Raw genomic sequence first — 25178 nt, forward strand, 5'->3', positions numbered from 1 at the left:
GCCCGACTCCCGCAGCATCTTTGGCGCCCTCACAGGTGGTGTCCCCCCAAACCCACCCCGCCCCGGCCGGGGGGCTCCCGTACACCGGCCCGGGGGCCGGCCCCCCCCCGCCCCACGGCTCACGGATGGCTCCGCTTCCGCCGCTGCCCACCCGAGACCCGCATCCCTGGAAGGTAATCCGTCTTTTTGCCGCGAGACGCCATCCCATTCCGTCCTTGACGCGTATCTCCTACGAGGGAAATTTCAGCGGGAGGAATGCAATGGCGATCTTCAGTGATCTCTTTCCTGCCAAACACCGTGACCACGGAAGGGATTCGACCTCGAGGCACGACGACACCTCGATGAGGGGGCACGGCCGCCATCGTCGTGACTCCTTCGACGATCACAATTCTCGTCACCACGGTCACCGCGGTGACCACGGTCACCACGACTGAGGACTGAGCAGACCGGGGCCCGTAGGCCCCGGTCCACTCCGTCGTCGAGCCACGACGGACCCTTGCCATGGTGCGTATCCCACGGCACGTTCTGCGGCGTCTGCTGTCAGTGGGCGAGGACGCCGATGCCGTGGTGGCGGCCGCGCCACCAGTGCCCCCGCGCGAGGTGTTCCGGCGCTTCTGGCCCTACACACGCGGTCGTCGGCGCTGGCTCATCCCTCTTGTCCTCTTCAGCCTGATCGGGCCTCTCGTCGACGCGGCCGAACTGTGGCTCTTCAAGATCGTGGTGGACGAGGTGCTCGTCCCGCGAGATCTGAAACCCTTTCTCTGGATCGCGCCGACCTACCTGGGGCTCATCGTCGGTTCCGGCCTTCTGGGGTTCGCCGACGACATGACGTCCACGTGGGTCAGCGAGCGGTTCCTGCTGGCCTTGCGCTCCGACGTGTTCCGGCACGTCCAGGGACTGTCGCTCGGATTCTTCGAACGGCGGCGGCTGGGAGACGTGCTGTCTCGTGTCACGGGTGACGTGGACGCCGTCGAGACGTTTCTGCTGTCCGGTGTCGCGGACGCGCTCTACCAGGTGATCCGGCTGGGCGTCTTCCTCGGTCTCCTCCTCTACCTCCAATGGGATCTGACGCTCCTCGCGCTCGTCATCGTGCCGCTGTTCTGGGGCGCCGCCCGCCACTTCTCCCGGCTGATCAAGCAGGCGTCGCGGGAACGCAGACGTCGCAGCGGTTCGCTCAGCGCGGTCGCCGAGGAGTCGTTGGGCAACGTGGCCCTGGTCCAGGCGTACAACCGGCAGAGCTGGGAGCAGCGCCGCTTCGAGCGCGAGAACGTCGGCAAGTTCCGCGCCGCGATGGCGTCGGCGCGGATCCGTGCCGTCTACCGACCGCTCGTCGAGATCATCGAGGTGTCCGGCGCCCTCGCCGTCATGGGGCTCGGCACCTGGAAACTGGCGCAGGGCCGGCTCACGCTGGGCGGGCTGCTGGTCTTCCTGGCGCTGATCGGCAAGCTCTACAGCCCGATCCGCGACCTCTCCCGCCTCGGCAACAGTTTCTACGCCGCGTCGGCCTCCGCGGAACGGATCATCGAGCTGCTGGACCAGCGCCCCCAGGTCGTCGAGGCCGCGGACGCCCGGCGGATCGGCCGAGCGCGGGGCGAGGTCGAGTTCGACGGCGTGTCCTTCCGCTATCCCGGTACGGCGCGCTGGGCGCTGTCCGGTGTGTCGTTCCACGTCGCTCCCGGCGAGACCCTGGCGTTGGTCGGGGCCAGCGGGGCCGGTAAGTCCACGGTCGCGAAGCTGCAGCTCCGTTTCTACGACCCCGAGCAGGGCACGGTCCGTCTCGACGGCCGCGATCTGCGGAAGATGCTCCTGTCCGACGTGCGGGAAAGCGTCGCGGTGGTGCTGCAGGAGACGCTCGTCTTCCACGGCACGGTGCGCGAGAACATCGCCTACGGCCGACCCGAGGCGACGGAGGCGGAGATCGTCGCGGCGGCGCACGCCGCGGACGCCCACGAGTTCATCCGCCTGCTCCCCGAGGGGTACGACACCCTGGTCGGCCAACGCGGCCGGACGCTGTCCGGCGGACAACGCCAGCGTCTGGCGATAGCGCGCGCGATGATCAGGGACGCGCCCGTACTGCTGCTGGACGAGCCGACCACCGGCCTGGACGCGCAGTCCGGCCGCAGGATCATGGACCCGCTGCGCCGACTCATGGCCGGGCGGACGACCATCGTCATCTCGCACAACCTGCTCACCGTCCGTGACGCCACTCGGATCGTGGTGCTCGACCGCGGCCGGGTCGTCGAGTCCGGTCCGCACGACGACCTGCTCGTACACGGCGGGACGTACGCCCGGCTCCACCGGCTGCACGTCGTGACCAGTCCCGCGCAGGCGGGTTCCTCGTCATCGGGAACGGTGCCGTCATGACCGATGCCCAGGCAGGATCGGCCCCGCCCCTGGCACCGGGCACCCGTCCGGTTCCGGGCTACGAGATCCTGGGGCACCTGGCGCGCACGGGATGGCTGGACCTGTACGACTCCTGGAGCGAGGACCGTGCCTGCCGCTGCGTCGTCAAGATGCTGCGTCCGGACCTCCGCGACGAGGCGGGGCTGCGTGATCGACTGCTGCGGGAGGGCCGCTGGCTGCGGACCTTCGCCCATCCGCACCTGGTCCGCGCGTACGAGGCCTTCGAATCGCCCGAGCCGCTCGTCGTCCTGGAGACGCTGACCGGGGAGACACTGTCCCACCTCATCGAACGGTTGCGGCGCCGGCCGGGCGCCGCCGACGTGGCGCTGCTCGGTGTGCAGCTGTGTTCCGCGATCCACTACCTGCACGGTCAGGGCGTGCTGCATCTGGACCTCAAGCCCTCCAACATCGTGGTGGACTGCGGCCACGCGAAGGTGCTCGACCTCAGCGTGGCGCGGCCGCCCGGGATCGCTCCTCCCGGGGTGGGCACATTCCGCTACCTCTCGCCGGAGCAAGCGCGCGGTGGACAGCTGTCGGCCGCGGCCGACGTGTGGGGCATCGGCATCACCTTGTACGAGGTGGCCGGCGGTGACGCGCCGTTCGACTGCGGCGAGATCACGGATGAGCCCTACGACGCGAGGAGCGCGGACGCGGAGGACGAGGACGCCCCAGGGGAGCGGGACGACTGGTATCCGCAGCTGGAGGAGACGGCCCCGCCGATCACGTCGCGGCGCCGCCTGCCACGGGTTCTCGCCGCGGCCATCGACGGCTGCCTGCGCGACGACCCCTCGGCCCGGCCCACGGTCCCCGAGCTGGCCGCGGCACTCGGCGCGATACTGCCGGGCCAGGGGCTCCGCGCCGCGCACTGAGCTCCGGTACGGCGCTCTCGCTAGTACCCCGGCAGGCAACGTTCGCCCGTCAAGGAGCGGTGTCCGGTGGGTGCTCTCGGTGTGCCTGCCGGAAGTCCTCGTACTGGATGTACTTGGGCTTTCGGCCGGTGCGGCGAGAGGGCGTGCCGGGCGTCGCGACGGGGCGAACGTTGCCTGCTGGGGCACTAGCGGGCCGGCTGCTTCGGAGCCCGACGGGTCACGTCACGTCGCCCGTTTCGAATCGGGCCGTGGCAAGCACGGTGCCGTCGGGCGACGTCAGCCGGGCGCCGGAGAGCGCCGAGGGGTCGACAGAGGCCGGACCACCCCAGAAGCCATAGCCCTCACGCAGGGTGAAGTTGCCGACGCGGAACATGGTGCCGTCACTGTGCTCCAGCAGGCAGGTGACCTGCCCGTTGTACGGAGTACCGGCCGCGGCGAGGTTGACCTTCATGTAGATCCAGCCCGGGGGCCCTGGGTGGGCGTAGATCTCACCGGTCGGCCTGCCGGGGGCCTGGGCCGAGGTCAGTCCGCCCTCCAACAGGCCCGCCTCGTTTTGGGCGGACTGGGAAGAGCCGGCCGTGACCTCCTGGACCGCCGTGCCGATCGCCCAGCCGCCGAACCCGACGGCGAGTACGAGGGCGGCCACGGCTGAGGCGACACGCAGGCGTGCGCGACCGCCCAGGCCCATGCGGTGGATGCCGGACCCGCGGGCCTGCTGACGCCCCTCGCGCTCCGACGCCGCCTGCGTGAGCGCCTGCGTCACCCGGGTCTCGAGGCCGACCGGCGGCTCGCTGCCCGGCAGCAACCCGATCAACCCATCGCCCACGAGGGTCAGCTGCTCGATGTACTCCCGGCAGTCCGCACAGTGGTCCAGGTGGGCGACCGCGCCGGCCCGCTCGCGGCCGGGCAGCACACCGAGAGCCAGCTCGGCGCCGAGCTGGCGCAGCTTCTCGCAGGTCACGTCACTGGACATCATTGCCTCGCTTCGGAGACGTGAGCGTGGTCCGCAGCTTTCCCATCGCCGTCCTGATACGCGTCTTGGCGGTGCCCAGCGGGATCTCCTCCCGGTCGGCGATCTGCTGGGCCGTCATACCGTAGATACCCGCCATCACCAGGGCGCGGCCCTGTTCGCGCGGTAGCTCCGCCACGGCGGCCCGCAGCCGGGACGACGCCTCGTCGGCCAGCGCGTGCTGCTCAGGAGTCTCACTGACGACGCCCAGGATGGCGTCGAGGTCTTCGGGTGCCATCGGTTCCGGCCGCCGCGAGCGGACGGTGTCGATGGCGAGGTTGTGGGCGATGGTGGTCAGCCAGGTCGTCACCGAACCGCGGCGCGAGTCGTACATCTGCGCATGACGCCACGCACGCTCGAACGTTTGCTGGGTGATGTCCTCGGCGAGCTGGGGATCCCCGATGACGGCGATGGCGACACCGAAGACCGTGTGCTGGAACCTTCGCACGAAGGTGACGGCGAGTTCCGGGTCACCGGTGGCCAGTCCGGACAGCAGCGCCTCGTCCGGAAGGCGGCCCACCGAAAGCCGGAACCCTTGCATACCCGTATATACGGTGCGCCCGCGCCAGGAGATTGCCCGCCCCTTGCGGAAGCTCATGCTCCGATTCTTCTCGCTTCGGAGTGCGGCGCGCGATCGGACGCAGGTGCTGAGGGGGACGTCGTTCTCGGGGCTGAAGCGTGATCGCCGCCCTCGGCCCGGGCGAGTACCGCGGGTGACGCGTCAGCCGGCGGACCAGCCCGGGATCGTCGGCAGCACCTGCCCGGCGAGGTGGAGCAATGCCGCGTCATCGGGCGGCACGTCGTCCTGGCGCCAGATGACGACCTCGACGGTGACGGGCCGGAGGCAGCCTCCCGTGCGCGTCGCCGAGAGGACCGACGTCCTAGGCTGCCACCCGGCACCGGCACCGATCCCAGGAGCGCACACCGTGTTCGACCCCGCACCGGAGTACCCGTACCCCGAGAGCCACCGACCGGACGAGGCCCCCGCGCCGCACGCACTGCTCCAGCCCGTGCTCGGACTCCTGGGCTCCTGGTACGGCCGGGGCCAGGGCGGGTACCCGACGCTCTCCGGCGACTTCAACTACGCCCAGGAAGTGACCTTCAGTCATGACGGCCGTCCCTTCCTGCGCTACGAGGCCAGGGCCTGGCTGCTCGACGACGATGACGCACCGCTGCGTCCGTCGGCCCGGGAGAGCGGCTGGTGGCGGCTTCAGCCCGATGGCCGGGTGGAGGCGCTGATCACCCAACCCACCGGCATCGCTGAGATCATGGTCGGCCTTGCGACCGACGGCACGGTCGATCTGTCCAGTCATGAGGTGGCCCTCGCCCCCACGGCCAAGAAGGTCGACGCCACCCGCCGCCGCTACGCGCTGACCGGCGACACGCTTACGTTCAACCACGACCTCGAGGCGGTGGGTCAGCCGATGCAGCACCATCTCTCGGCACGGCTGCGACGCAGGCGCTTGAGCTCTTCGGACGTGTCATAGCCGGTCGGGCACCCGAGTCGACGGTGTCCCTTGGTCGGGACCGGGGTGCTGCCGTGTGCGACGGTTCACAAGCCGCGCGTTCACGCCGCGACGAGATCGGCCCACCGGGTGACCCCGCCGGAGTGGACATGTATGCCGTGCCCAGTCGCCAGTGCGTGGACGATCTCCTCGCCCCGGCCGTGCTCGTCCGGGTCGAATCCCGCGGGCGACTGCCCGGCCGGAAGTGCACGTCCCGCGTCGGTGACTTCGACGCGCAACGTGCCGAGCCCGTCGCCGCGGACCCAGGTCAGCCGGAGCTCCGCCGGGGGCAAGGCGTGCACGATCGCGTTGGTGGTCAGTTCCGTGACCACCAGGAGTGAGTCCTCGACGATCTCCGGGCACACGTTCCAGTCGGCGAGGAGTGCCCTCGCCCGTCGGCGTACGGCCGACACGGCACCGGCGAAATGCGGCAGAGGAATGACGTGTGCGACTGCCTGACGAGGCATCGTATTGAGCTGTACCGCCATGTGCTCCCCTCCGGTGACCGCTGCCGGCCGGATCCCGGGCCCCAGCGGGCGTTGCCGGGCCTGAGAGCACGTTATGAAGCGAAGAGTGGCCGGTCAATGAATGGCGGTCGGCATTACCGAACGTCTCCGGTCATTCAGTGGTGAAGTACCCGCCTGTACGTAAAGCGGACCCTCCACAGCGGTAATAGGCTCGTGTCATGGCCGGCCCAGTCCAGTCGATCGAACGGGCAGCGGCGATCCTGCGTCTGCTCGCCGGCGGGCCACGTCGGCTCGGGCTCGGCGAGGTGGCGGCCTCGCTCGGGCTGGCGAAGGGCACCGCCCACGGCATTCTGCGCACTCTCCAGCACGTGGATTTCGTGGAGCAGGATGCGGCGACCGGAAAGTACCAGCTCGGGGCAGCCCTGCTGCACCTCGGCACCAGCTACCTCGACGTCAATGAGCTGCGGTCACGCTCCATCAACTGGGCCGACGCACTCGCCGCCCGTAGCGGGGAAGCGGTCCGCCTGGGCACCCCCCTGGAGGGCAACGTCCTTGTCATCCACCATGTCTTCCGGCCGGACGACACGCTCCAGACCTTGGACGTGGGTTCGCTGCTGCCTCTCCATGCCTCCTCGCTCGGCAAGGTTCTGCTGGCCTTCGGGACCGCGCCCCTGGAACCGGCCCTGGAAACCGGGCTGGAGGCCTACACCAGGCACACCCTGGTCGTCCCGGAGCAACTCACCCGGGCGCTCGCCGAGATCCGGGAACTCGGATGGGCCGCGGAGGTCCAGGAAATGAGCATGGGCGAGGCCGGCGTCGCCTCGCCGATCCGCGGACACGGCGGCCTCGTGGTGGGCGCCATCAGCCTGTCCGGCCCGGTGGAGAGGATCTGCGACAACCAGGGCCGTCCCCGGCCGAGCCTGATCACCCTGCTCCGCGAGGCCGCACGGGCGATCTCCAGAGACCTGGGAGCAGCTCGCTGGTGAACCCCCGCCTCCTCGACACATCGGAAGGCAGATCCGATCATGGTTGAACGGTATGTGATGTCCATCGATCAGGGCACCAACTCCACCCGATGCATCCTGTTCGACCACCATGGGCGGCTCGTGTCGGTCGCCCAACGAGAGCATCAGCAGCACTTTCCCCGGCCCGGCTGGGTCGAGCACGACGCCGTCGAGATCTGGCGCAATCTGCAGCGCGTCGTGCCCGAGGCCCTGTCCGAAGCCGGTGTCGGCGCGGGAGAGATCGCCGCCATCGGTATCGCCAACCAGCGGGAGACGACGGTGCTCTGGGACCGGCGGACGGGTGCGCCGGTGGGCAGGGCGATCGTCTGGCAGGACACCCGCACAGGACCGCTCGTCGAGGACCTGAGACAGCAACCGGGAGACGAATTCTTCCTCGAACGTTGCAGCCTGCCCCCCTCGACCTACTTCTCGGCGCCGCGGATCCGCTGGCTGTTCGACCATGTCGAGGGACTGGATCAGCGCGCCGAGGACGGCGAGGTGCTGTTCGGCACCATCGAGAGCTGGCTGATCTGGAACCTCACCGGGGGCACGGACGGCGGCCTGCACATCACCGACGCCACCAACGCCAGCCGCACCATGCTGATGAACATCCGCACGCTCACCTGGGACGAGGAGCTTCTGGCGTTCTTCGGGGTTCCGCGCCCCATGCTGCCCGAGATCCGGTCCTCGGCCGAGGGCTACGGCGATGCCCGCTCGGTCCTCCCGGGCGTCCGTATCGCGGCCGCCCTCGGTGACCAGCAGGCCGCTCTGTTCGGCCAGACCTGTTTCTCCCCGGGCGAGGCGAAGTGCACGTACGGGACGGGCAGCTTCCTGCTGCTCAACACCGGTACCGATGTCGTGCGGTCCCGGCACGGACTCCTCACGACCGTCGCCTACAAGATCGGGGGTCAGCCCACGGTCTACGCCCTGGAGGGTTCGATAGCCGTCACCGGCTCGCTGGTCCAGTGGTTCCGTGACCGTCTGGGACTGATCAGCAGCGCGCCGGAGATCGAGACGCTCGCGCGGACGGTCGAGGACAATGGCGGTTGCTACATCGTCCCCGCGTTCTCGGGTCTGTTCGCACCCCACTGGCGCAGCGACGCACGCGGTGTCATCGTCGGCCTCACCTCGTACATCACCAAGGGACACCTGGCCCGAGCCGTCCTGGAGGCCACCGGCTGGCAGACGCGAGAGGTCGTCGACGCCATGAACGCCGACTTCTCGGTCGCCCTGAAGCAGCTCAAGGTGGACGGGGGCATGACAGCGGACAACCTGCTCATGCAGTTCGTGGCCGACGTGCTCGACGTGCCCGTGGTGCGGCCCATGGTCTCCGAGACGGTTTCCCTCGGTGCCGCCTACGCCGCGGGCCTCGCCGCCGGCTACTGGCCGGACCTGGAAGTCCTGCGCCGCAACTGGCACCGGGCCGGCCAGTGGCTGCCGGACATGGACCCCGAGCGGCGTGAGTCGGAATACGCCAACTGGCAGCGAGCCGTCGAGCGTTCGCTGGGGTGGATCAAACCGCCGGGGTCCACCTGATTGTGGGCGGTACCCGCTGTGCCGAGCGGCGGTCGGCGCGTCCCGGGTTCGAACTCCGTCGCAAGCCCGGGTGCGCGTCGTGGATCATCCAGGACGAGCCGTGGCGCGGCGAGTTGCCACGGCGCTGTCTCGAACGCGGCGTCCTCGGCTCACCGGGTCCTACGATCCTGGAACTGAGGGTGCTGTGTGCCGTTGCGGTCGCCGTTCTTCAGGTCCAGCCGCCGGCCCCACCGTGCGGGGGGCGTGGGGGAGGCCGTCCAGGGACCGGCGGGCACCTCATCCGACTTGAGCACGTCTTCGCCGTAGAGATCGTGCAGCCAGTTGGTCTGGTAGATGGTGTCGAGGTAGCGCTCGCCGAGATCCGGGGCGACGGCCACGGCGGTGAGTTCGCGGTTGTCCTGCCGGGCCAGCCAGTCCATGGCGCCGCTGACCACCGTGCCGGTGGAGCCGCCGAACAGGAACCCACGCCTGGCCAGACGGTGGCAGGCACGGATGGTGTCCGCCTCCTCGACCCGGATGACCTCATCCACGTAGGACTCGTCGAGCAGTGGCGGGCGCATGCTCATCCCCAGGCCGGGGATCATCCTGCGTCCCGGGGTTCCGCCGAAGGCCACTGAGCCGACGCTGTCCATTGCGATGATCCGTACGGGCCGGTGCCAGTCCCGGAAGTAGCGCGCACAGCCCATCAGGGTCCCGGCGGTGCCGGTTCCGAGGAACAGCACGTCCAGCTTCGGGAACTGGCGGGCGATCTCCGGCCCCGTCTTGCGGTAGTGCGCCTTCCAGTTGTTCGGATTGGTGTACTGGCTGAGCCACACGTACCGGTCGTCGGAGGCGCACAGCGCGCGGACGTACTCGATCCGCGCGCCGAGGAAGCCGCCGTTGGCCTCCTGGCCCGCAATGATGTGCACCTGACTGCCCAGGGCCTCCATCATCATCCTGGTCGACAGGTTGCAGCGGGAGTCCGTCACGCACAGGAACCGGTAGCCCTTGCTCGCGGCGATCATGCTCAGGGCCACACCGAGGTTTCCGGACGAGGACTCCACCAGGATGGAATCCGGCTTCAGGAGTCCATCCCGCTCCGCGGTCTCCACCATCTCGGTCGCGGCCTTCAACTTGATCGAGCCGGCGAAGTTGAAGCCCTCACACTTCAGGAAGAGTGCATGCCCGAAGATCGACCGAAGGTCGACATAGAGCCCCTCTTCATTGAAATCGTGGGGAACGGATATGACGGGCACGATGGTCTCCTCTATCTGGAGCAGAGCGCTTTCGGAACGTCCGTCCGACCGTGAGCGGGGTTCTCGCTTCGGGGGCGGGAGCCCGTGTCCAACCGGACCGGAGGGGGGCCCTGCATCGCATCAGTGGCCGCTGTCTCGTCTGCCCTGACCTGCGGCGACTTGACCGGTGATCTCTCCTGGGGGCAGCCCTGGACAAGCCTCCGGGGCTCCTGGCCGGCTCATCCGTACCGGCTCAGTTCGTGGAAGAAGTCGTCGACGACGTGCAACTGCCCGCCGCGGACCACTTCGTCGTAGACGTGCTTGCCGACCGCCAGGTCGAGCACCCCGAGACCGAAGGGCGAGAACACCACCGGCCGGTCCGGCGGCACCGTCACCCGCCCGCCCATCACGTCGTCCAACGTGCCGTGCAGGAAGTCCCGGTTGCCCGTGAGCTGCTCGGCCAGATGCGGCGAGGTGTTCGCCTTCAGGCAGTGCTCGACGTCATCGACGATGTTGGTCGAGGCGAGCAGGATCTCCGGCGCGAGGTCGCGCAGCGACACGTGCAGCACCAGCGGGTTGTGTGCGAACCAGGACGGGTCGCCGACATGCGGCTCACCGGCGACGGTGGCGAAGACCACCAGGTCGCTGTTTCGGATCAGCTGCTCGGCGCTGTCGTGCACGGTGATCCGGGCGGTGGCGCCCGACTGCTCCAGGTAGCACCGGAAGCCTGCCGCGCTGTCGGGGGACAGGTCGTGGACGCCGATGTCGTCGAAGGTCCAGCCGGTGCCGGCCAGGAAGGTGTGAATGTAGCGCGCGATCAAGCCCACTCCGAAGAACCCGACGCGTGTCGGGCGGGGTCGGCCGCGGCTTAGCCAGTCGGCCGCCGCTGCCGCCGACGCGGCCGTCCTGGTGGCGCTGATGATCGAGCTTTCCAGACAGGCGAACGGGTAGCCGGTGTCATGGTCGTTGAGGATCAGCACGGCCGATGCCCTCGGGATCCCGGCCTGCACGTTCTCCGGGAAGCTGGAGATCCACTTCAGTCCGTCCACCCGTACGTCCCCGCCGATCGAGGCGGGCAGCGCGATGATGCGGGAGGACGGGCGGTCGGGGAAACGCAGGAAGTACGACGGTGGGTTGACCGAATCACCGGCGCCGTGCACGCGGTAGGTGGCCTCGACCAACTCCACGATCTGTTTCTCGCGTCCGCGCAGTGCGTGCTGGACCTGGGTACCGGAGATCACCGCGAACGGCGGCACGGTCATCGGCGCGGCCGTCGCGGACTTCGTCGCGGTGGAATCGATGGTGGTCATTCCGCGGTCACCTCCACGGTCGGCGAGCAGTCGGCCAGACGCATCGGGTCGGCCAGGGCGACGAGCACTTCGCGCGGACCCTCGAAGGGCTCTCTGCTGTGCGCGGTGCGGACGTTGTCGACGAGCATCAGGTCGCCGGCCTGCCACGGCTCGCGTGCGGTGTTGGCCTCGTAGACGCTGTTGAGCAGCTGTACGACGTCCTCGCCGATCGGGTCGCCGTTGCCGAAGCGGGTATTGAACGGCAGCCCGTCGGCGCCGTAGACGTCCACCAGGTACTCGCGCACCTCGGGGGCCATCGTCCACTCGTTGAGGAACGCGATCTGGTTGAACCAGCAGCGTCGGCCGCTGCCCGGGTGACGCACCACGGCGCTGCGACGCTGTGTGGTGCGCAGTCCGCCGTCGGGCTGCCACTCGAACGTGATCGCGTTGGCGCGGCAGTAGCTCTCGACCGCGTCACGGTCCTCGGTGCCGAACGCCTCGGCGACGGACGCCCCGATCTCGTCGTTGTAGCTGCGGGTGAGCAGCCAGCCCTCCCGCTCGAACCGCTCGGTCAACTCGGCGGGCAGTGCGGCGAGTACGGCCGTCGAGTCGGCCACCGCGGTCGCCCCGCCGGCCGTGGGCGCGCTCACACAGGCGAACATCATCAGGCCGGGGAACTCGAGTGTGTAACTCAGTTCGTGGTGCATGCACATCGGCTGGTTCGGCGGCCACTTCGATGAGGAGTACACGCCGTCGGTGTAAGTCTGCCGGGGCGTGAAGGCCTCCTTTTCGGCCATCAGGCGGGTGGCCAGCTTCGAGAAGACGGCGCCGGTTCCGGCCGCGTCGCGCAGTCCGAGGCCGCGGACCAGGATCGATCCGTGCTCGGCGACGACAGCGCGCAGCGCGTCCCGGTGCTCGGCCGCCCAACTCGGCGCGCCACCGGCGGCCTCGACCCGCAGGAGCGGAGGTTTGCCGGGCGTGAGTTCCACGTCGACCAGCGACTCCGTGGACAGGGACGACATCTCGATTTCCTTTCTGTTGCCACTCAGGAAGAAGCGAACAATGGGGCGGCCTGCAGTACGGCCTGTGCGGCCTCCGTCGGACGGGTGCGCGGGAAGTAGTGGCCGCCGTCGGCGAGTTCGTGCAGGTCGACCTGTTCGGCCAGGAGCTGCCAGTCGCGGTAATGGCGCCGGTGGTCCGCCGTGCTCGGGTCGTCGGCGGCGACGACCACGGTGACGGGCGCGGACAGCTTCAGCGCCGGTGGACTGTCCAGGGCGTCGGCGAAGTAGCCGTGTGCGGACACGCAGTCGTGCCGGTAGGCGGCGCCGATGTGCTCGGCGTGCTGCGCATCCAGCTCACCGAGCTCGGTGTACCCGCCGTCCGCCATCAGCTTCGCGGCGATCTCGGCGTTGCTTCGCCCGGTCAGTTCCGTGATGGTGGCCCGCCGGTCGACGGTGTTGCCGAGCAACTGCGCGCCAAGGAACACCCGTTGGACGTCCACTCCGCGCTTCTGCAGCTTTCCGGCCGTCTCCAGGGCCAACGCGGTGCCCGACGAGTGGCCCCACAGCAGGACCTTGGTCAGGCCACGCCGGACGATCTCGTCGACGACCTGCTCGACCACCTCTGTCATCGGCGCGAACGGCTGACTCTCGGCGGCCACGTCGTGACCTGGCAGCTCGACGGCGTAGACCGCGGGCCCGCCGCCCTGCAGTGCTCCGGCCAACGGCTGGAAGTTCACCGCGTTGCCGCCCGCGTAGGGGAAGCACACCAGGGCGGCCTGCGCCCCGTCCGGTGCCGACAGTTGCTGGAGCAGCCCGGAGCGCTGCTCGGACCCGGCGCCGACCGGACCAGGGCGCGGCTTGGACCTGCCGTCGACCAGCACGGCCAAGTCGGCAAGCACCGGGTGGCCGGTGACGTCCTTGAGGGACACGGTACGGTCCAGAGTGATCGCCAGCTTCACTGCCGACAGCGACGTGCCGCCGCGGTCGAAGAAGTGGTCCCGCCGGCCGATCTGGTTCTGCGGGATGCCGAGCACCTTTGCCCATGCGGCCGCCAGTTGCTGTTCGGTCGGTGTATGCGGCGCGTGGAAGTCGTTCTGGACGACGTCGAGTTCTCCGGCGAGCGCCCGCAACGCCTTCCTGTCGATCTTGCTGTTGGCCGTCAGCGGCAGACTTTCCCGCCAGTGGAAGGCCGACGGGACCATGTACTCCGGCAGCGACTCACCGAGCTGGTCCGTCAGGACCTCGACCTCGAGTGGCCGCGGTCCGGAGTAGAACGCCACCAAGTGCTTGCTCTGGTCGGCCCGTTCGGCGACCACCACCGCGCCGTCGCGCACACCGGGGGCCCGCAGCAGGGTGTTCTCGATCTCGCCGATCTCGATCCGGAAGCCACGAATCTTCACCTGGGTGTCCCGGCGGCCGAGGAACTCCAACTTGCCCTCGGGCTGCCAGCGCCCGTAGTCGCCGCCCCGGTAGAGCCGGGCGCCCGCACGGTGCGGATCCGCGAGGTAGGCCTGCCGGGTGCGCTCGGGATCGTTGATGTATCCGCGACCGACGCAGACGCCGGAGAAGACGATCAGGCCGGGGGCGCCGAGCGGCACCGGGTTCAGGTGCTCGTCGACGACGTAGACGTGCACGTTGTTGACCGCGGGACCCAGCAGAACCCGGTCCCCGGTGGGCACGCGGTCCATGACCTCGTGGTTGGTGTCGTCCGATGTCTCGGTCAGCCCGTAGGCGTTGACCAGTTTGATCCCGGGCTGGGCGGCGAACCAGCGCTGCGTGAGCTCCTTCTTCAGCGCCTCGCCGGTGACCGACACGTACCGCAGGTCCGGCAGCTCGCGGGGGTGCTGCTGCAGACAGGACACGACGACGTCCAGGTAGGAGGGGACGACCTGGAGGACGGCGACACGGCCGTCAGCGATCTTGTCGACGAACCGCTGGATGTCGAGGATCACCTCCTGCTCCACCAGCAGGGTCCGCCCCCCGACCAGGAGGGCGGACACCAGTTGCCACAGCGAGATGTCGAAGCACTGGGGTGCGGTCTGGGCGACCACCTGTCCCTCGCAGATCTCCAGGTCGTCGATCTTGGCGTAGAGGTGGTTGAGCATGCCCGCGTGCTCGCACATCGCGCCCTTGGGCTCTCCGGTGGAGCCCGAGGTGAAGTAGATGTAGGCGAGCTGATCCGGCGTGACATCGGTGCCGAGATCACCGTCGGGGTGATCCTCCTGGTAGGCCGCGTCGACGAAGAGCGTGCGGATCCCGGGCAGCGAGTCGAGCGCGTGGTCGAGGGTGGCGGTACTGCCGTGTTCCGTCAGCACCAGGGCGCATTCGGCGCGAGAGAGCGTGGTGGCGATGCGACCGGCCGGGAAATGCGGCTCGATGGGCAGGTACACGCCCCCGGCCTTGAAGACCGCCAGGACCGCGGCCAGCCAGTCCAGGTTGCGCTCGGTCACCACCGCGACCACGCCTTCGCGGTGCAGCCCGCGCGCCAGCAGCGCGCGTGCCAGCCGATTGGCCCGGGAGTTGAGCTCGCGGTAGGTCCACTGCCGCTCGCCGTGTACGGCCGCGACGGCGTCCGGGTGTTTCCTCACCCGCTCTTCGAAGAGTTCGTGCACTCGGCGATCGGGCAGCTCCCGGCGCGGTCCCGCGAGCCCTTCCAGCTGGAAGCGGAGTTCGTCGGCGGAGAGCAGGCTCTGCTGCTCATGCGCGGCATCCGGATCGGCGACGATCAGCGCGAGCGCGGTGACGTGATAACCGGCGATCCTGGCAGCGCAGTCGGCGTCGAGCACGTCTGTCCGGTACCGCAGTCGCAACACGAGCCGGCCGCCGTGGTCCGAGAACCCCACCGACAGCACGGTGTCCTCGGCCAGGTCTCCCTCGACGCCGCTTGGATCGAACTCGGCCTCGAAGGGCGGTTCGGTGAGGCCCAGTTCGCGCCGGAGATCGTCGACCGGAAAGTCCTTGTGCGACAGCAGTTCCGACGCGGCGCGATGGGTGCTCAGCAGGAGCGCCCGCCACGAATCGGGCTCGGTCGTCAACCGGCAGGGCAACGGCCGGTCGCCCTTGGCGGGGACGCAGCCGGACACGACCTCGCGTTCACCGGACAGCGCGGCCAACACCTTGGCGTGCGCGGCCAGCAGCACCGAGTCGAATGCGACCGTCAGGTCCTCCGCGAGCCGGCGCAACGGCTCTACGACGTCTTCCGGGACCGTCGTCTCGTGGTCGACGACGCCGGTCACCGGATGGAGCGTCCACCGCGGTATGGCGGTGAACCCTCCGGCGACGAGCTCACGACGCCAGAACTCCCGGTCGGCTTCCACGTGCACTCCCATCGAATCCTTGCCCCACCACTCACGGTCGCCGCGGCGCTGTGGGCCGCCCTTCGGGGCGGCGCCGTAGTCGTCGCCGCTGTCTCGGCTGATCTGCGGGTCGGCCATGTTCTTCAGCCGGTCGGGGGTGTTGGCCGAGACGGTTCCGCCACCTCTTTCTGGACGAGTGCGGCAGGCCGATGGGGGGTATCTCGCATCTCTGCGGCGGGGTTTCCGCCCCATCGAGCGTTCCGCGGGACTTCCTCGCCTTTCATCAGGAAGGAGTCGGGGGCGAGCACTGAGCCGTCGTCCATCGTCACGCCGTAATGGACATGGGCGCCGACACCGAGGGTGCAGCCGACGCCGATCGTGCTGCGGTCGGACTTGAAAGTGCCGTCCTCCTGCGAGTGGCACTGGATCTTGCTTCCCGCATTGAGCGTGCAATCGCTCCCGATGGTGGTGAGCGTTCGCTCCGTCAAATAGCAGCCGTCATCGAAGACCCTGCTGCCGAGCCGAACACCCAGCATCCGCCAGATCACGTTCTTGAAAGGGGTGCCGTTGAAGACGTTGAGGTACTCGTCGGGCACCTTCCAGAGGCGCTCGTGCCACCAGAAGTACGGTTCGTAGATGGAACACAACTGCGGTCGCAGCGTGCGGAATGCCGCGATGCCGCGCTCCACGAGTACGAAGTACACGGGGGTGAACACAGCACTGAACACCAGGAAAGCGGCGATCAGTACATGCCCGAAAGAGTCGTACACATCGACGTCCGCGAGGGCGACCACCGTGATCACGAAGAAGTAGAGCCACCGCACGAGTAGGAAGAAGGCCATCGAGCGGATGTTGTAGCGGTTCTTTGCGGCGAGGCTGCGGCGAAACTCTTCGCCGTTCCGGAGATGGTCGAACCGGGAGTCGCGCTCGACCGACCGGGGAATCTCGAAGCACGGTGAGCCGAGCAGGCCCACCCCCTCACGGACCTCGCCGTCGAGAGGAATCATCACCTTCGTCGCGAGGAGACAGTTTTCGCCCGTCCTGGCCCCGGAGGGATAGGCGATGTTGTTCCCGATGAAGTTGCGTGGCCCGATCGAGGCCCGGGATACCCGAAAGGACGTACTCGAGAATTCGGCATTGACGATGGAGAGTCCGTCGGCGACCATCGTTCCGCTGCCGACGGAAACCAGATACGGCGTCTCGTGCTGTACTTCCGTGCCGAAGTTCGACCCGGTCTGCTCGACCCGGGACAAGTCGTATCCGAGGCCGCGCAGATAGTGAACGATGTAGGAGCTGTCACCGAACAGCCATTTGAAGAACTTTATGTTCGTCATGCGCCCGATCGCCCGGTGTATCGAGTAATGAAGCCCGTACAGCGGATAGACCTTGTCCGGCTTGACGACCACGTTCAGCAGGCGCGGAACGGTGAACAGTACAGCGAGGCCCACGACGACGAAGCCGAAGAACAGCACGAAGGACAGGATCAGCGCGTCGGCGTAGAGAGCCGGCGACGTGAACCCCACCGCGCCCGGGCCCAGGCGATTGTGCAGCGCGGGAATCAGGTTGAACAGCATGTACGCGCCCCCGACAACCAGCGGCACGTACACGAGGAACAGTTGAAGCACGGTCACGAGGCCGAATCCGGCCCGGCGCAGCGCGCCGCACTTCGCCGGCTCGATTCTCAGGTAGTCGTGCTCCGTGGGCTGTGCCGGGGATCCGTGCCAGCGCTGTCCGTCCGGGATCGCCTGGCCGCTGTACAGCGTGGACGTATGGCCGAGTTGGGCACCGTCACCCATGGATGTGTCGATGTCGAGCACGGTCTTCTCGCCGATGAACGCGTCCCGGCCAAGGGTGACCCTGCCGGTCTGGATACGTCCGGCGTGTGCCCGGTAGCAGGGGAAGAACGAGTCCTTGCGGATCACCGCGCCGGCGCCGATCGTCAACAGGTCGGGGCAGGCCGGGACATGGCGGGAGAGGATCGTCACCCCCTTGCCGATCCGTGCGCCCAGGGCTCGCAGATACAGCACGTACAGGGGATTGCCGACGAAGAAAATCATCGGGTTGGCATGGATCAGCACCTTGACGGTCCAGAAGCGCAGATACTTGAGCCCCCAGACCGGGAACTCACTCGATTTCCACCGGCCGACGAGGAGCCATTTGGCCACGATCGGGAAGGTGCACAGACCGATGAACCCGAGGCCGCCGAAGACGATCGATCGCAGGTAGATGCCGATCAAATTCGAGTCGGCGGACACCCATGTGTAGCCTCGGTCGGCTACAAATCCGGCGAGGAAGGAATAGCCCAGGAAGAGCAGGAACTGCAGCGTTCCGCAGAGGACATACCGTGGAGTGCTGCCCGGTGTCACCACCTCGGTCGGCGCCGGGGCCGACGACTCGTCAGGGGCGGGCGCCGCGTCCGCGAGCCCCGTCGCCAGGCTGCGGATCGTCGGGTGCCGGTAGATGTCCTTCATCGATGCCGAGGGAAGGTCCGCCCGTTTCCTGACGCGTGCACAGAATTGGGCCATGACCAACGAGTTGGCGCCGAGGTCGTCGAAGAAGTGGCTGTCGACCGACACCCGCTCGACGGATATGACGTCGGCCAGCACCTCTGCGAGGTCTTTCTCGATGCCGGTCTTCGACCCGGTGTGCCTGCGCTTGTCGATCGCAGATCCCTTCGGCCCGGGCGTCAGGACTTCGACGGACTTCTCCTCCATGCGAGCTCCTTGAGGAACTTTCGAGCGCACTCGACCACTACGGTCGGCGCCCTGTACTCGCTCTTTTCGATGTCCGGAGCGAGCTATCCGGAAGTCATGAGTTCGGGAGCTGTTTTCGGGTTCCAAAACCGTGTTAAGTCTCCAATGCCCATCGTCGGGCTGCCACTCGAACTCGATCGCATTGGCCCAGCAGTGGCACTCGACGGCGCCAGGGGCTTCTCGCCACCGGACCCCAGGCGCAGGCAGCGCCGAGCGCTCACCGCCCGATTCACTCCTCATCCGCGATCCCGCCCAGCGGGACGGCGATGAGCTGTGCACGAGTCGCGCCCTACTGCATCCGAGTGGCGTGTGCCTGATCCGGAGACAAGCGTGTGGCGACCGCGAAGCCCCTCGGCTCGGTTCGGCCGGCACCGCCGGTCCGTGCCCCGTCACCGCGCGGAAGGGCGCGCCGCGTGTTCTGGCGGCGGGCCTGCCGTAGCCGATGAGTGCACCACGTCCACATCGCTCGCCCGGACGTAGCCCAGCCGGTGGCCCAGCTGGATCTCGTAGTACTGCTCCTGGCCCCTCACGACCGGGTTGGGTGTGTCGCCGAAGGACGACCTGTCGATATAGGAACCGGCGAGGCGGGCCTGGGTCACGTACCGCTGCCCCGCGAGGAGGCTGTACGGAAGCGGCGACTCGGTCTGCTCCGGCACGTCGTCCGGGTAGGCGTCCTCCTCCGGGAGGGCACGTCCGAACACGGGGATCTCGCTCAGGCCGGCCCTCGGAGTCACCATCTGGCCGCTCGCACTGACGGCGGTCGGGTGCTTCTTCGGGTTTTTGAACCACGCTTTGTGGCCCTGGTACCAGATCGCCGTCCAGTCGCCGCTGCGATCGGCGACCGCGAAGGTCTGGCCGGCGGAGGCCCGCGACCCCAGGTCGTTGACGTCCTCCGTGGAGTCCTCACCGTCCGGATGCCGGCCCGGGTCCTGGATCAGCGCGGCCCTCTCGTCCGGCTCGGTGTACAGGCGGACGGCGCTGGAGCCGTGCGGCGCACACAGCACCCCACTCTTGGTGCACCCCGTGAACGGCGGTTTGTGGGTGGCGAAGTCCGGCAGCACCGTCACCATGTCGTTGTTCGCTCCGCCCGTGGCACGCAGGGGCGCGCCGAGGAGGTCGAAGTAGTGCCGCCAGTCCCAGAAGGGCCCGGGGTCGTCGTGCATGTCGGGGATGGAGTCGGCGGTCGGGGACGGGACGTTGTCGTGACCGAAGATGTGCTGCCGGTCGAGCGGGATGTCGTACTTCTTCGCCAGGTAACGCACCAGACGGGCCGACGCCCGGTACATCTGTTCCGAGTACCAGGTGTGCGGCTGCCTGAGGAATCCCTCGTGCTCGATGCCGATCGAGCGCGCGTTCACGAACTGGTTCCCGGAGTGCCAGGCCATGTCCTTGGTCCTGACGTGTTGGGTGATGTGACCGTCCTTGGAGCGGATCGAGTAGTGCCAGGACGCCTCCGTCGGGTCCTGCACGGTCAGGAGCATGGACGCGAGCGACGCCTCGGTGTCGTGGATGACGATGTACTCGATCTTCTGGTCCCTGGGCCGGTCGGCGAGGTCGTGATTGCCGTAGTCGCCACCGTCGTCGATCGCTTCGTAGGGTGCGCTGAGCCAGGAGCAGGACAGCTCCGCCGGGCACTCGACGTCCTTCGACCGCGCCGCGTCCTTGGGAGAGGGGCGGGGGCGCACGCCGGGGCTGGCGGGGAGGGTGAGGTGCTGCCCCGCGTCGGTGGTGCGGTGCGCGCCCCGCCGGATCAGCGCGAAAACGTCGTTCGCGTACGTCGCCGCGGACGCGGCGTCGTCCGTACCGGGGAACTGTGCCACCGCCTCCCACCAGTCCGCCGGGTCGGCGCTGAGCGGCTTGCCGAGTCGTCGTTGCGTCGCCGCCAGGAGCGCGGCGCCGCCGCGCACGTTTGCCCCGGCGTCCGTGCGCAGCTGCCCCACCGGGGCCCCGATCAGGCGGGCGGCCCGTCGTAGGTCTGCCGTGTCCGCGAAGCCGCTGTCCGAGGGGTTCGTCTCTCGTGAGGACGACGGGCCCGCCGCGACCGCGTCCGGCTGGGCATTGCCGCGGGGCGGCGTCGCCGGGGCCTGGTGGGTGTCCACCAGGTGCATCGGCCCGTAGCCGCCGACGACGCTCGGGGCGCCGGAATGGGAGTCCCAGCGTGACTGCAGGTAAGACACCCCCATGAGCACGCTTTGCGGCACGTGGTATTCGTCCGCGGCGGCGGTGAAAGCTTTCTGCAGGCGTTGGTCGGCCGCCACGTCGACGAAGGCCGGCGGGCCGAGCAGCAGCGGGAGCAGGAGTGCCGCGGATGCGGTCGCGCACACGATCCGGCGGCACCCGCACACGGTGGGGCGGGGGGTACGGGGGACGACAGGTTTTCTCATTGCAAGGGTCTCCAACCATGCTCGTCGCAACCAGGACAAAGGAGTTGCCCTTCACGCCACCCCTCGTACGCTTCCGTGCCCGCCACGCCACGTCGCGCCAAGCGTCACCGAGGTGGACCAGCCGCACGGCACAGGCCACCCGGTCGGCGGCAGCACGTCGGCTCCGGCCGGACCCGGGCGCACGGCCCCGTACTGTGCGATGCCCGCCGTGACCGGCGGTGCGACGACTCAGTCCTGGACCGGGTCCACCTGCCACTCGGGGTGCCCCGGCATGGGCGGAGTGTGCGACCCGTAGAGCCACGGGGTCAGGAACGGGTTCAGGTCCTCGCCGGCGACCGCGGAGGCGAGGACGACGAAGTCCCGGGTGCCGGCGGCCCGGCCCCGGTACTTCGTCACCCAGGACCGTTCGATCCGGTCGAAGGTCTCCTCGCCGACCTTCTCCCTCAGGGCGTAGAGCACCAGCGCCGAGCCGTCGTACCGCATCTGCTTGAAGAGGGTCGGCTCGGTGGGCTCGGCGGGCGCGCCGGCGTCGTGACGCCACTGGTCGTGCTGCTCGTACGCCGCTCGCATCGCCTCCTCGATGCCGGGGCCGCCGTGTGTGTCGGCGTAGAGACGTTCGTAGAAGCGGGCGTGCCCCTCGCTCAGCCACAGGTCGGACCAGCGCCTGATGGCCACGCTGTCGCCGGTCCAGTGGTGGGTCAGCTCGTGTACGAGGTTGCGCTCGGCGTCGACCCGGTCGCCCAGCAGGTCGGCCCTCGGCACGACGGACAGTGACTGCGTCTCCAGCGCCACGGGCAGGTCGGTGTCCCCGACCAGCACTCCGTAGCGGCGGAAGGGGTATGGGCCCAGGCGTCGTTCAAGCCAGGCCAGGTGCTCGGGAGTGAGTGAGCGGTATTCCCGGGTGTCGGTGACCAGGTCGTCGGGGACCACGTCCCGGACGGGCAGCCCGTGCGGGCCGGTGCTGTCGACGAACGCGAACTTCCCGATCGCCAGCTGGACCAGCTGCGCCGCGACCGGCTGCTCGGTGTCGTACGTCCACTGGACCCTTCCGTCGGGTTGCCGGACGCGTTCGACGAGCCGGCCGTTGGCCACCGCGGTCAGGCCGGGTGGGGTGGTGATGCGGAAGGTGACCGGCGCGCGGAGGCTCGGGTGGTCGTTCGCCGGGAAGATCATCTTGGCGCCGTCGGGCTGTGCGTAGAGCACGGTGCCGTCGGACGTGGGCACCCAGCCGTAGTCCTGGATCGCGTCGCCGCGGTGCCGTTGCTGCGTCGGGTCGGCGGTGTAGGAGACCTGCACGGTGAAGCTGCCGCTGTGGGGGATGGGCTTCATGGGAGTGACGACGAGTTCGTCGCCGTCGCGTGCGGCGGTCGCCGGTGCGCCGTCGACGGTGACCGTGTGCAGCGTGTTGCCCGCGAAGTCGAGGTCGAAGCGGGACAGGGCCTGCGTGGCGGTGGCGCTGATGGTGGCAGTCGCCTCGAACGGCGTCCTGGGTGCCCGCCAGTCGAAGGCGAGCGTGTAGTGGCGGACCGTGTAGCCGCCGTTGCCGTCGAACGGCATGAGTGGATCGCCGATGCCCGCGGCGCCGGGGGAGGGGTCCTCGCCGGACGAGGCAGCGGAGGGTCCGGGGGCGGGGGAGCGGTGGTCCCCTCGGGGGAGGGCGCCGACGATGATGGCGGCGCCGGTGATCCCGATGGCAGTGGTGAGGGCGAGGGCGAAAGCCGTGCGTCGGGCGGGAAGGTCACGGCGGCGACGACCCCTCAGAGGCCTCGTGAACGACGCCTTCACCGAAGGAACCGCTGGGCGTCGCGGGATGTGATCGGTTGCCGCACATGGCGGCCGGTCGTTCGACGGGCGGGGCTCCCCGTTGTTCGGCCGACTCGGCTGCCGGCGGTCGTGATCTTCATGGCCGCACTATGCCAGCCAGAGATTATTATCATGAAATATATCCGCATATCGCCCGCTCGTATGGGTGAGAGGGCGGAGCGCGTGGCGTCGGCCGGGAGGCATCAGCGCACCGGATCAGACCGTTCCGGTCCGCGCGGGTCAGAGCGCGCCGTCAGGCACGGCGACGCCGGGCAGTGCCTGCTGGGTCCAGATCGTCTTGCCCGAAGTCGTGTAACGGGTGCCCCAAGCCTGTGCCAGCTGCGCGGTGATGAACAAGCCGCGTCCGCCCTCGTCGACCGTGCCGGCGTGGCGCAGGCGCGGTGCGGCCGAGCCGCCGTCCCGCACTTCGCACGTCAGGGTGCGGTCATGGATCAGGCGGAGCTCGATCGGAGGGCTTCCGTATCGCACGGCGTTGGTGACGAGCTCGCTGACGATGAGCTCGGTGTTGAAGGCGGTCTCGTCGTCCACGCCCCACGCGGCGAGCTGTCGGCCGGTACGACTCCGGGCGACGGCCACGGCCGCGGGATCGGAGTCCAGTGGCCACGCCGCGAACTGGTCCGGGGGGAAGGACCGGGTGCGCGCGACGATCACCGCGGCATTGCCGACGCCCAGCTCTGCCGGGAGTCCGTAGACGAGAGCGTCGCAGAGCTCCTGGAGCGGACGGTCGTGGTAGTCCGGCGCCGACGACAATGACTTTGCGGTACCGGCGAGATACGAGGTGAGTCTCAGATCACTGGTGAACACCAGGACGCTACCGTCCGGCACCGCGACGTCGACGGCGGCGAAGGGCGCGCCCTCTGTCGTGCCCAGCCGCGGCCCGGCCGGTGTGCCGCAGCCGGTTACTGTGCGGTCGGGGCGCACGACGAGTGGGGCCAGGTGGCCCGCTGCAGCCATCGTGCACGTCCCGGTCAGGGGGTCGTGCACCGCGTACACGCAGTCGGCGGTGAGCGTTTCGCGCCGCAGCGGATCGCCGAGCGGGAGATGGGCGCGTTCGGCGGCGAGCTGGCCGGCTATGTCGTGCAGGCGGGCGAGGAGTTCGTCGGGGGTGAGGTCGAAGGCCGACAGGGAGCGTACGACAGTGCGCAGTTGCCCCATGGTGGCTGCCGCGTGCAGACCACGTCCCGCCACCTGGCCGACGACCAGGGCGGTGCGGGCGCTGGACAGGGCGATGGTGTCGTACCAGGCGCCGGGATCGGCGCCGGTGACGGACAGGTAGGCGGTCTCCAACGACGCGTGGGTTTCCGGGCGGCGGGGCAGCAGTTGGCGCTGGACCGTGGCGGCGACCGTGTGCTCGCGTATGTAGCGCCGGGCATTGTCGATGCACAACGCCGTGTGCGTGGCCACCTCGACCGCCAGTTCCCGGTCGCCTTCGTCGAAGGGGCGCGAGTTTCCGGTGCGGTACAGGCTGACGACGCCGAGGGCCCCGCCACGCAACGCCAAAGGAACCACGAGCAGGGAATGGGCTCCCGACGAGTGGATCGCCTCCGCGCGCGGGGGATCGACGGCCAGCCACCGGGCGGTCGGATGGAGCATGACCACACGCGGACGCAGGTCGGCCAGGGCCTGGGTGAAGGGGGTCGGAGCCGGCAAGCGGCGCACATCGCCCACCGGATGAGCCTGCGGCGGCCGCGCACGGACGCTGCGGAACGCGGTGCGCATCAGGGGCGTGCCCTTGGGCAGCGGGGCCAGCGGCGGGTCGTCGCCACGGATCACGGCGTCCACCACCTCCACGATGGCGATATCGGCGAACGCGGGCACCACGCTCGCGACGAGTTCCTCACCGGTCACGGCCGGATCCAGGGTGCGTCCCACGTGCCGCCGCACCGCGTCGAGTACCCGGGTGCGGGCGCGGGCCTGCTCCCGTTCGGTGACGTCGATCGCGGTGACCGCCACGCCGAGCACCGACCGGTGCGGGTTCTCCAGGCGCAGCGCGCTGATCTCGAAGTGGCGCTCTTGCGACGGGTCCCCGCTGAGACGAGCCCGGACGATGCGCTGCAGCAGAGGGACTCCGGTGTCCAGCACCTCGCGCAGCAACGTCTCGATGTCGGCGTCGTCGACGAGGCTGTAGACCTCGGATACGGGGCGCCCTGTCAGGTCGTCCAAGTCAACGCCACGCATGATGGGGGTCGCGGTGTTGATCCTTACCACCCGAAGGTCGGTGTCCAGCAGGTGGAGCCCGATCGGTGACTGGGTGAAGAGCGCCTCCAGCATCGAGGCCGCCGTCTCGTCCACTCGCCGGCCGGGATCGCTGGGCGCCAAGGGGACCACCTCCGAGCTCCGTCCTGCGCACCACTGCCCCGTGTCCCGGGCGTGCTTCCAGCGTGCTTCGGGGTCGGCGCGATCGCACCCGCAGAGCGCCGGGACACGATGGCGAGGCGGGTGGCTCGTGGCAAGGTCCGCTTCTCCCCGGCATGCCGGCCCCGCTTCGGCTGTGGCCGCGCCGCTCACCGCGCCGACGGCGACCCGGACCTGCCGGAGGAGGTGCTCGACCACTTCGAGGGCCACTGCGGAGAGGCGGTGCTCGCCGCGTCGGCTGTCCCGCAGGGCCACGGGAGTCGCACGGC

16 protein-coding genes are annotated in these 25178 nt (G+C 69.1%); 5 read left to right on the forward strand and 11 right to left on the reverse strand.

Annotation, left to right across the window (positions count from 1 at the left end; translation table 11 throughout):
* Positions 1-501 precede the first annotated feature (501 nt).
* Both ACIBK0_RS36285 and ACIBK0_RS36290 read left to right on the forward strand, forming a co-directional pair.
* The gene (locus ACIBK0_RS36285) at positions 502-2364 is read left to right on the forward strand and encodes an ABC transporter ATP-binding protein (RefSeq protein ID WP_399089274.1); all 1863 of its coding nucleotides are present in this window, start codon (positions 502-504) and stop codon (positions 2362-2364) included.
* The gene (locus ACIBK0_RS36290) at positions 2361-3272 is read left to right on the forward strand and encodes a serine/threonine-protein kinase (RefSeq protein WP_399089277.1); all 912 of its coding nucleotides are present in this window, start codon (positions 2361-2363) and stop codon (positions 3270-3272) included. Before ACIBK0_RS36285 ends, ACIBK0_RS36290 begins: the two co-directional genes overlap by 4 nt.
* A gap of 217 nt (positions 3273-3489) precedes the next feature.
* Here ACIBK0_RS36290 and ACIBK0_RS36295 read toward each other — a convergent pair whose 3' ends face one another.
* A complete protein-coding gene (locus tag ACIBK0_RS36295) occupies positions 3490-4245 on the reverse strand; it encodes a hypothetical protein (protein ID WP_399089280.1) in 756 nt (251 codons plus the stop codon).
* Positions 4235-4822 carry an RNA polymerase sigma factor gene (locus ACIBK0_RS36300; RefSeq protein WP_399089640.1) on the reverse strand — a complete coding sequence of 196 codons (588 nt, stop codon included), beginning with the start codon at positions 4820-4822 and terminating at the stop codon, positions 4235-4237. The genes ACIBK0_RS36295 and ACIBK0_RS36300 overlap by 11 nt, the downstream gene beginning before the upstream one ends.
* 385 nt (positions 4823-5207) lie before the next feature.
* On the opposite strand from ACIBK0_RS36300, the gene ACIBK0_RS36305 reads away from it, so the two are divergent.
* Positions 5208-5768 (forward strand): FABP family protein, encoded by a 561-nt coding sequence (locus tag ACIBK0_RS36305; RefSeq protein ID WP_399089283.1) that lies wholly within the window; start codon positions 5208-5210, stop codon positions 5766-5768.
* Between the two features lie 80 nt (positions 5769-5848).
* Here ACIBK0_RS36305 and ACIBK0_RS36310 read toward each other — a convergent pair whose 3' ends face one another.
* The gene (locus tag ACIBK0_RS36310) at positions 5849-6253 is read right to left on the reverse strand and encodes an ATP-binding protein (RefSeq protein ID WP_399089286.1); all 405 of its coding nucleotides are present in this window, start codon (positions 6251-6253) and stop codon (positions 5849-5851) included.
* 218 nt (positions 6254-6471) lie between these two features.
* Here ACIBK0_RS36310 and ACIBK0_RS36315 point away from each other — a divergent pair, with 218 nt between their 5' ends.
* Entirely contained in the window at positions 6472-7239 is a 768-nt protein-coding gene (locus ACIBK0_RS36315; protein ID WP_399089289.1) for an IclR family transcriptional regulator, read from the forward strand.
* Positions 7240-7278: 39 nt separating this feature from the next.
* Positions 7279-8793 carry a glycerol kinase GlpK gene (gene glpK / locus ACIBK0_RS36320; protein ID WP_399089292.1) on the forward strand — a complete coding sequence of 505 codons (1515 nt, stop codon included), beginning with the start codon at positions 7279-7281 and terminating at the stop codon, positions 8791-8793.
* A 149-nt stretch (positions 8794-8942) separates the two neighbouring features.
* Here glpK and sbnA read toward each other — a convergent pair whose 3' ends face one another.
* The 8 genes from sbnA to ACIBK0_RS36360 form a co-directional block, all read right to left on the reverse strand.
* The gene (sbnA, locus tag ACIBK0_RS36325; RefSeq protein ID WP_399089295.1) at positions 8943-10028 is read right to left on the reverse strand and encodes a 2,3-diaminopropionate biosynthesis protein SbnA; all 1086 of its coding nucleotides are present in this window, start codon (positions 10026-10028) and stop codon (positions 8943-8945) included.
* 218 nt (positions 10029-10246) lie between these two features.
* Complete coding sequence (gene sbnB, locus ACIBK0_RS36330; protein ID WP_399089298.1) at positions 10247-11317, reverse strand: 2,3-diaminopropionate biosynthesis protein SbnB; 1071 nt, start codon at positions 11315-11317, stop codon at positions 10247-10249.
* A complete protein-coding gene (locus tag ACIBK0_RS36335; protein ID WP_399089301.1) occupies positions 11314-12318 on the reverse strand; it encodes a TauD/TfdA family dioxygenase in 1005 nt (334 codons plus the stop codon). Before ACIBK0_RS36335 ends, sbnB begins: the two co-directional genes overlap by 4 nt.
* A 23-nt stretch (positions 12319-12341) precedes the next feature.
* Positions 12342-15626, reverse strand: coding sequence for an amino acid adenylation domain-containing protein (locus ACIBK0_RS36340; protein ID WP_399089643.1), 3285 nt, complete (start codon positions 15624-15626; stop codon positions 12342-12344).
* Positions 15627-15736: 110 nt separating this feature from the next.
* Entirely contained in the window at positions 15737-18307 is a 2571-nt protein-coding gene (locus ACIBK0_RS36345) for a Pls/PosA family non-ribosomal peptide synthetase (RefSeq protein WP_399089304.1), read from the reverse strand.
* Between the two features lie 428 nt (positions 18308-18735).
* The gene (locus ACIBK0_RS36350) at positions 18736-20730 is read right to left on the reverse strand and encodes an N-acetylmuramoyl-L-alanine amidase (RefSeq protein WP_399089307.1); all 1995 of its coding nucleotides are present in this window, start codon (positions 20728-20730) and stop codon (positions 18736-18738) included.
* Between the two features lie 228 nt (positions 20731-20958).
* The gene (locus ACIBK0_RS36355) at positions 20959-22515 is read right to left on the reverse strand and encodes a M1 family metallopeptidase (protein WP_399089309.1); all 1557 of its coding nucleotides are present in this window, start codon (positions 22513-22515) and stop codon (positions 20959-20961) included.
* 258 nt (positions 22516-22773) lie between these two features.
* Positions 22774-24882: a SpoIIE family protein phosphatase gene (locus ACIBK0_RS36360; RefSeq protein ID WP_399089312.1), complete on the reverse strand. Its 2109-nt coding sequence runs from the start codon at positions 24880-24882 to the stop codon at positions 22774-22776.
* Positions 24883-25178: the final 296 nt, after the last annotated feature.

Origin of the sequence: Streptomyces sp. NPDC050564 (assembly GCF_044457265.1) — a bacterium.
Classification (GTDB): domain Bacteria; phylum Actinomycetota; class Actinomycetes; order Streptomycetales; family Streptomycetaceae; genus Streptomyces.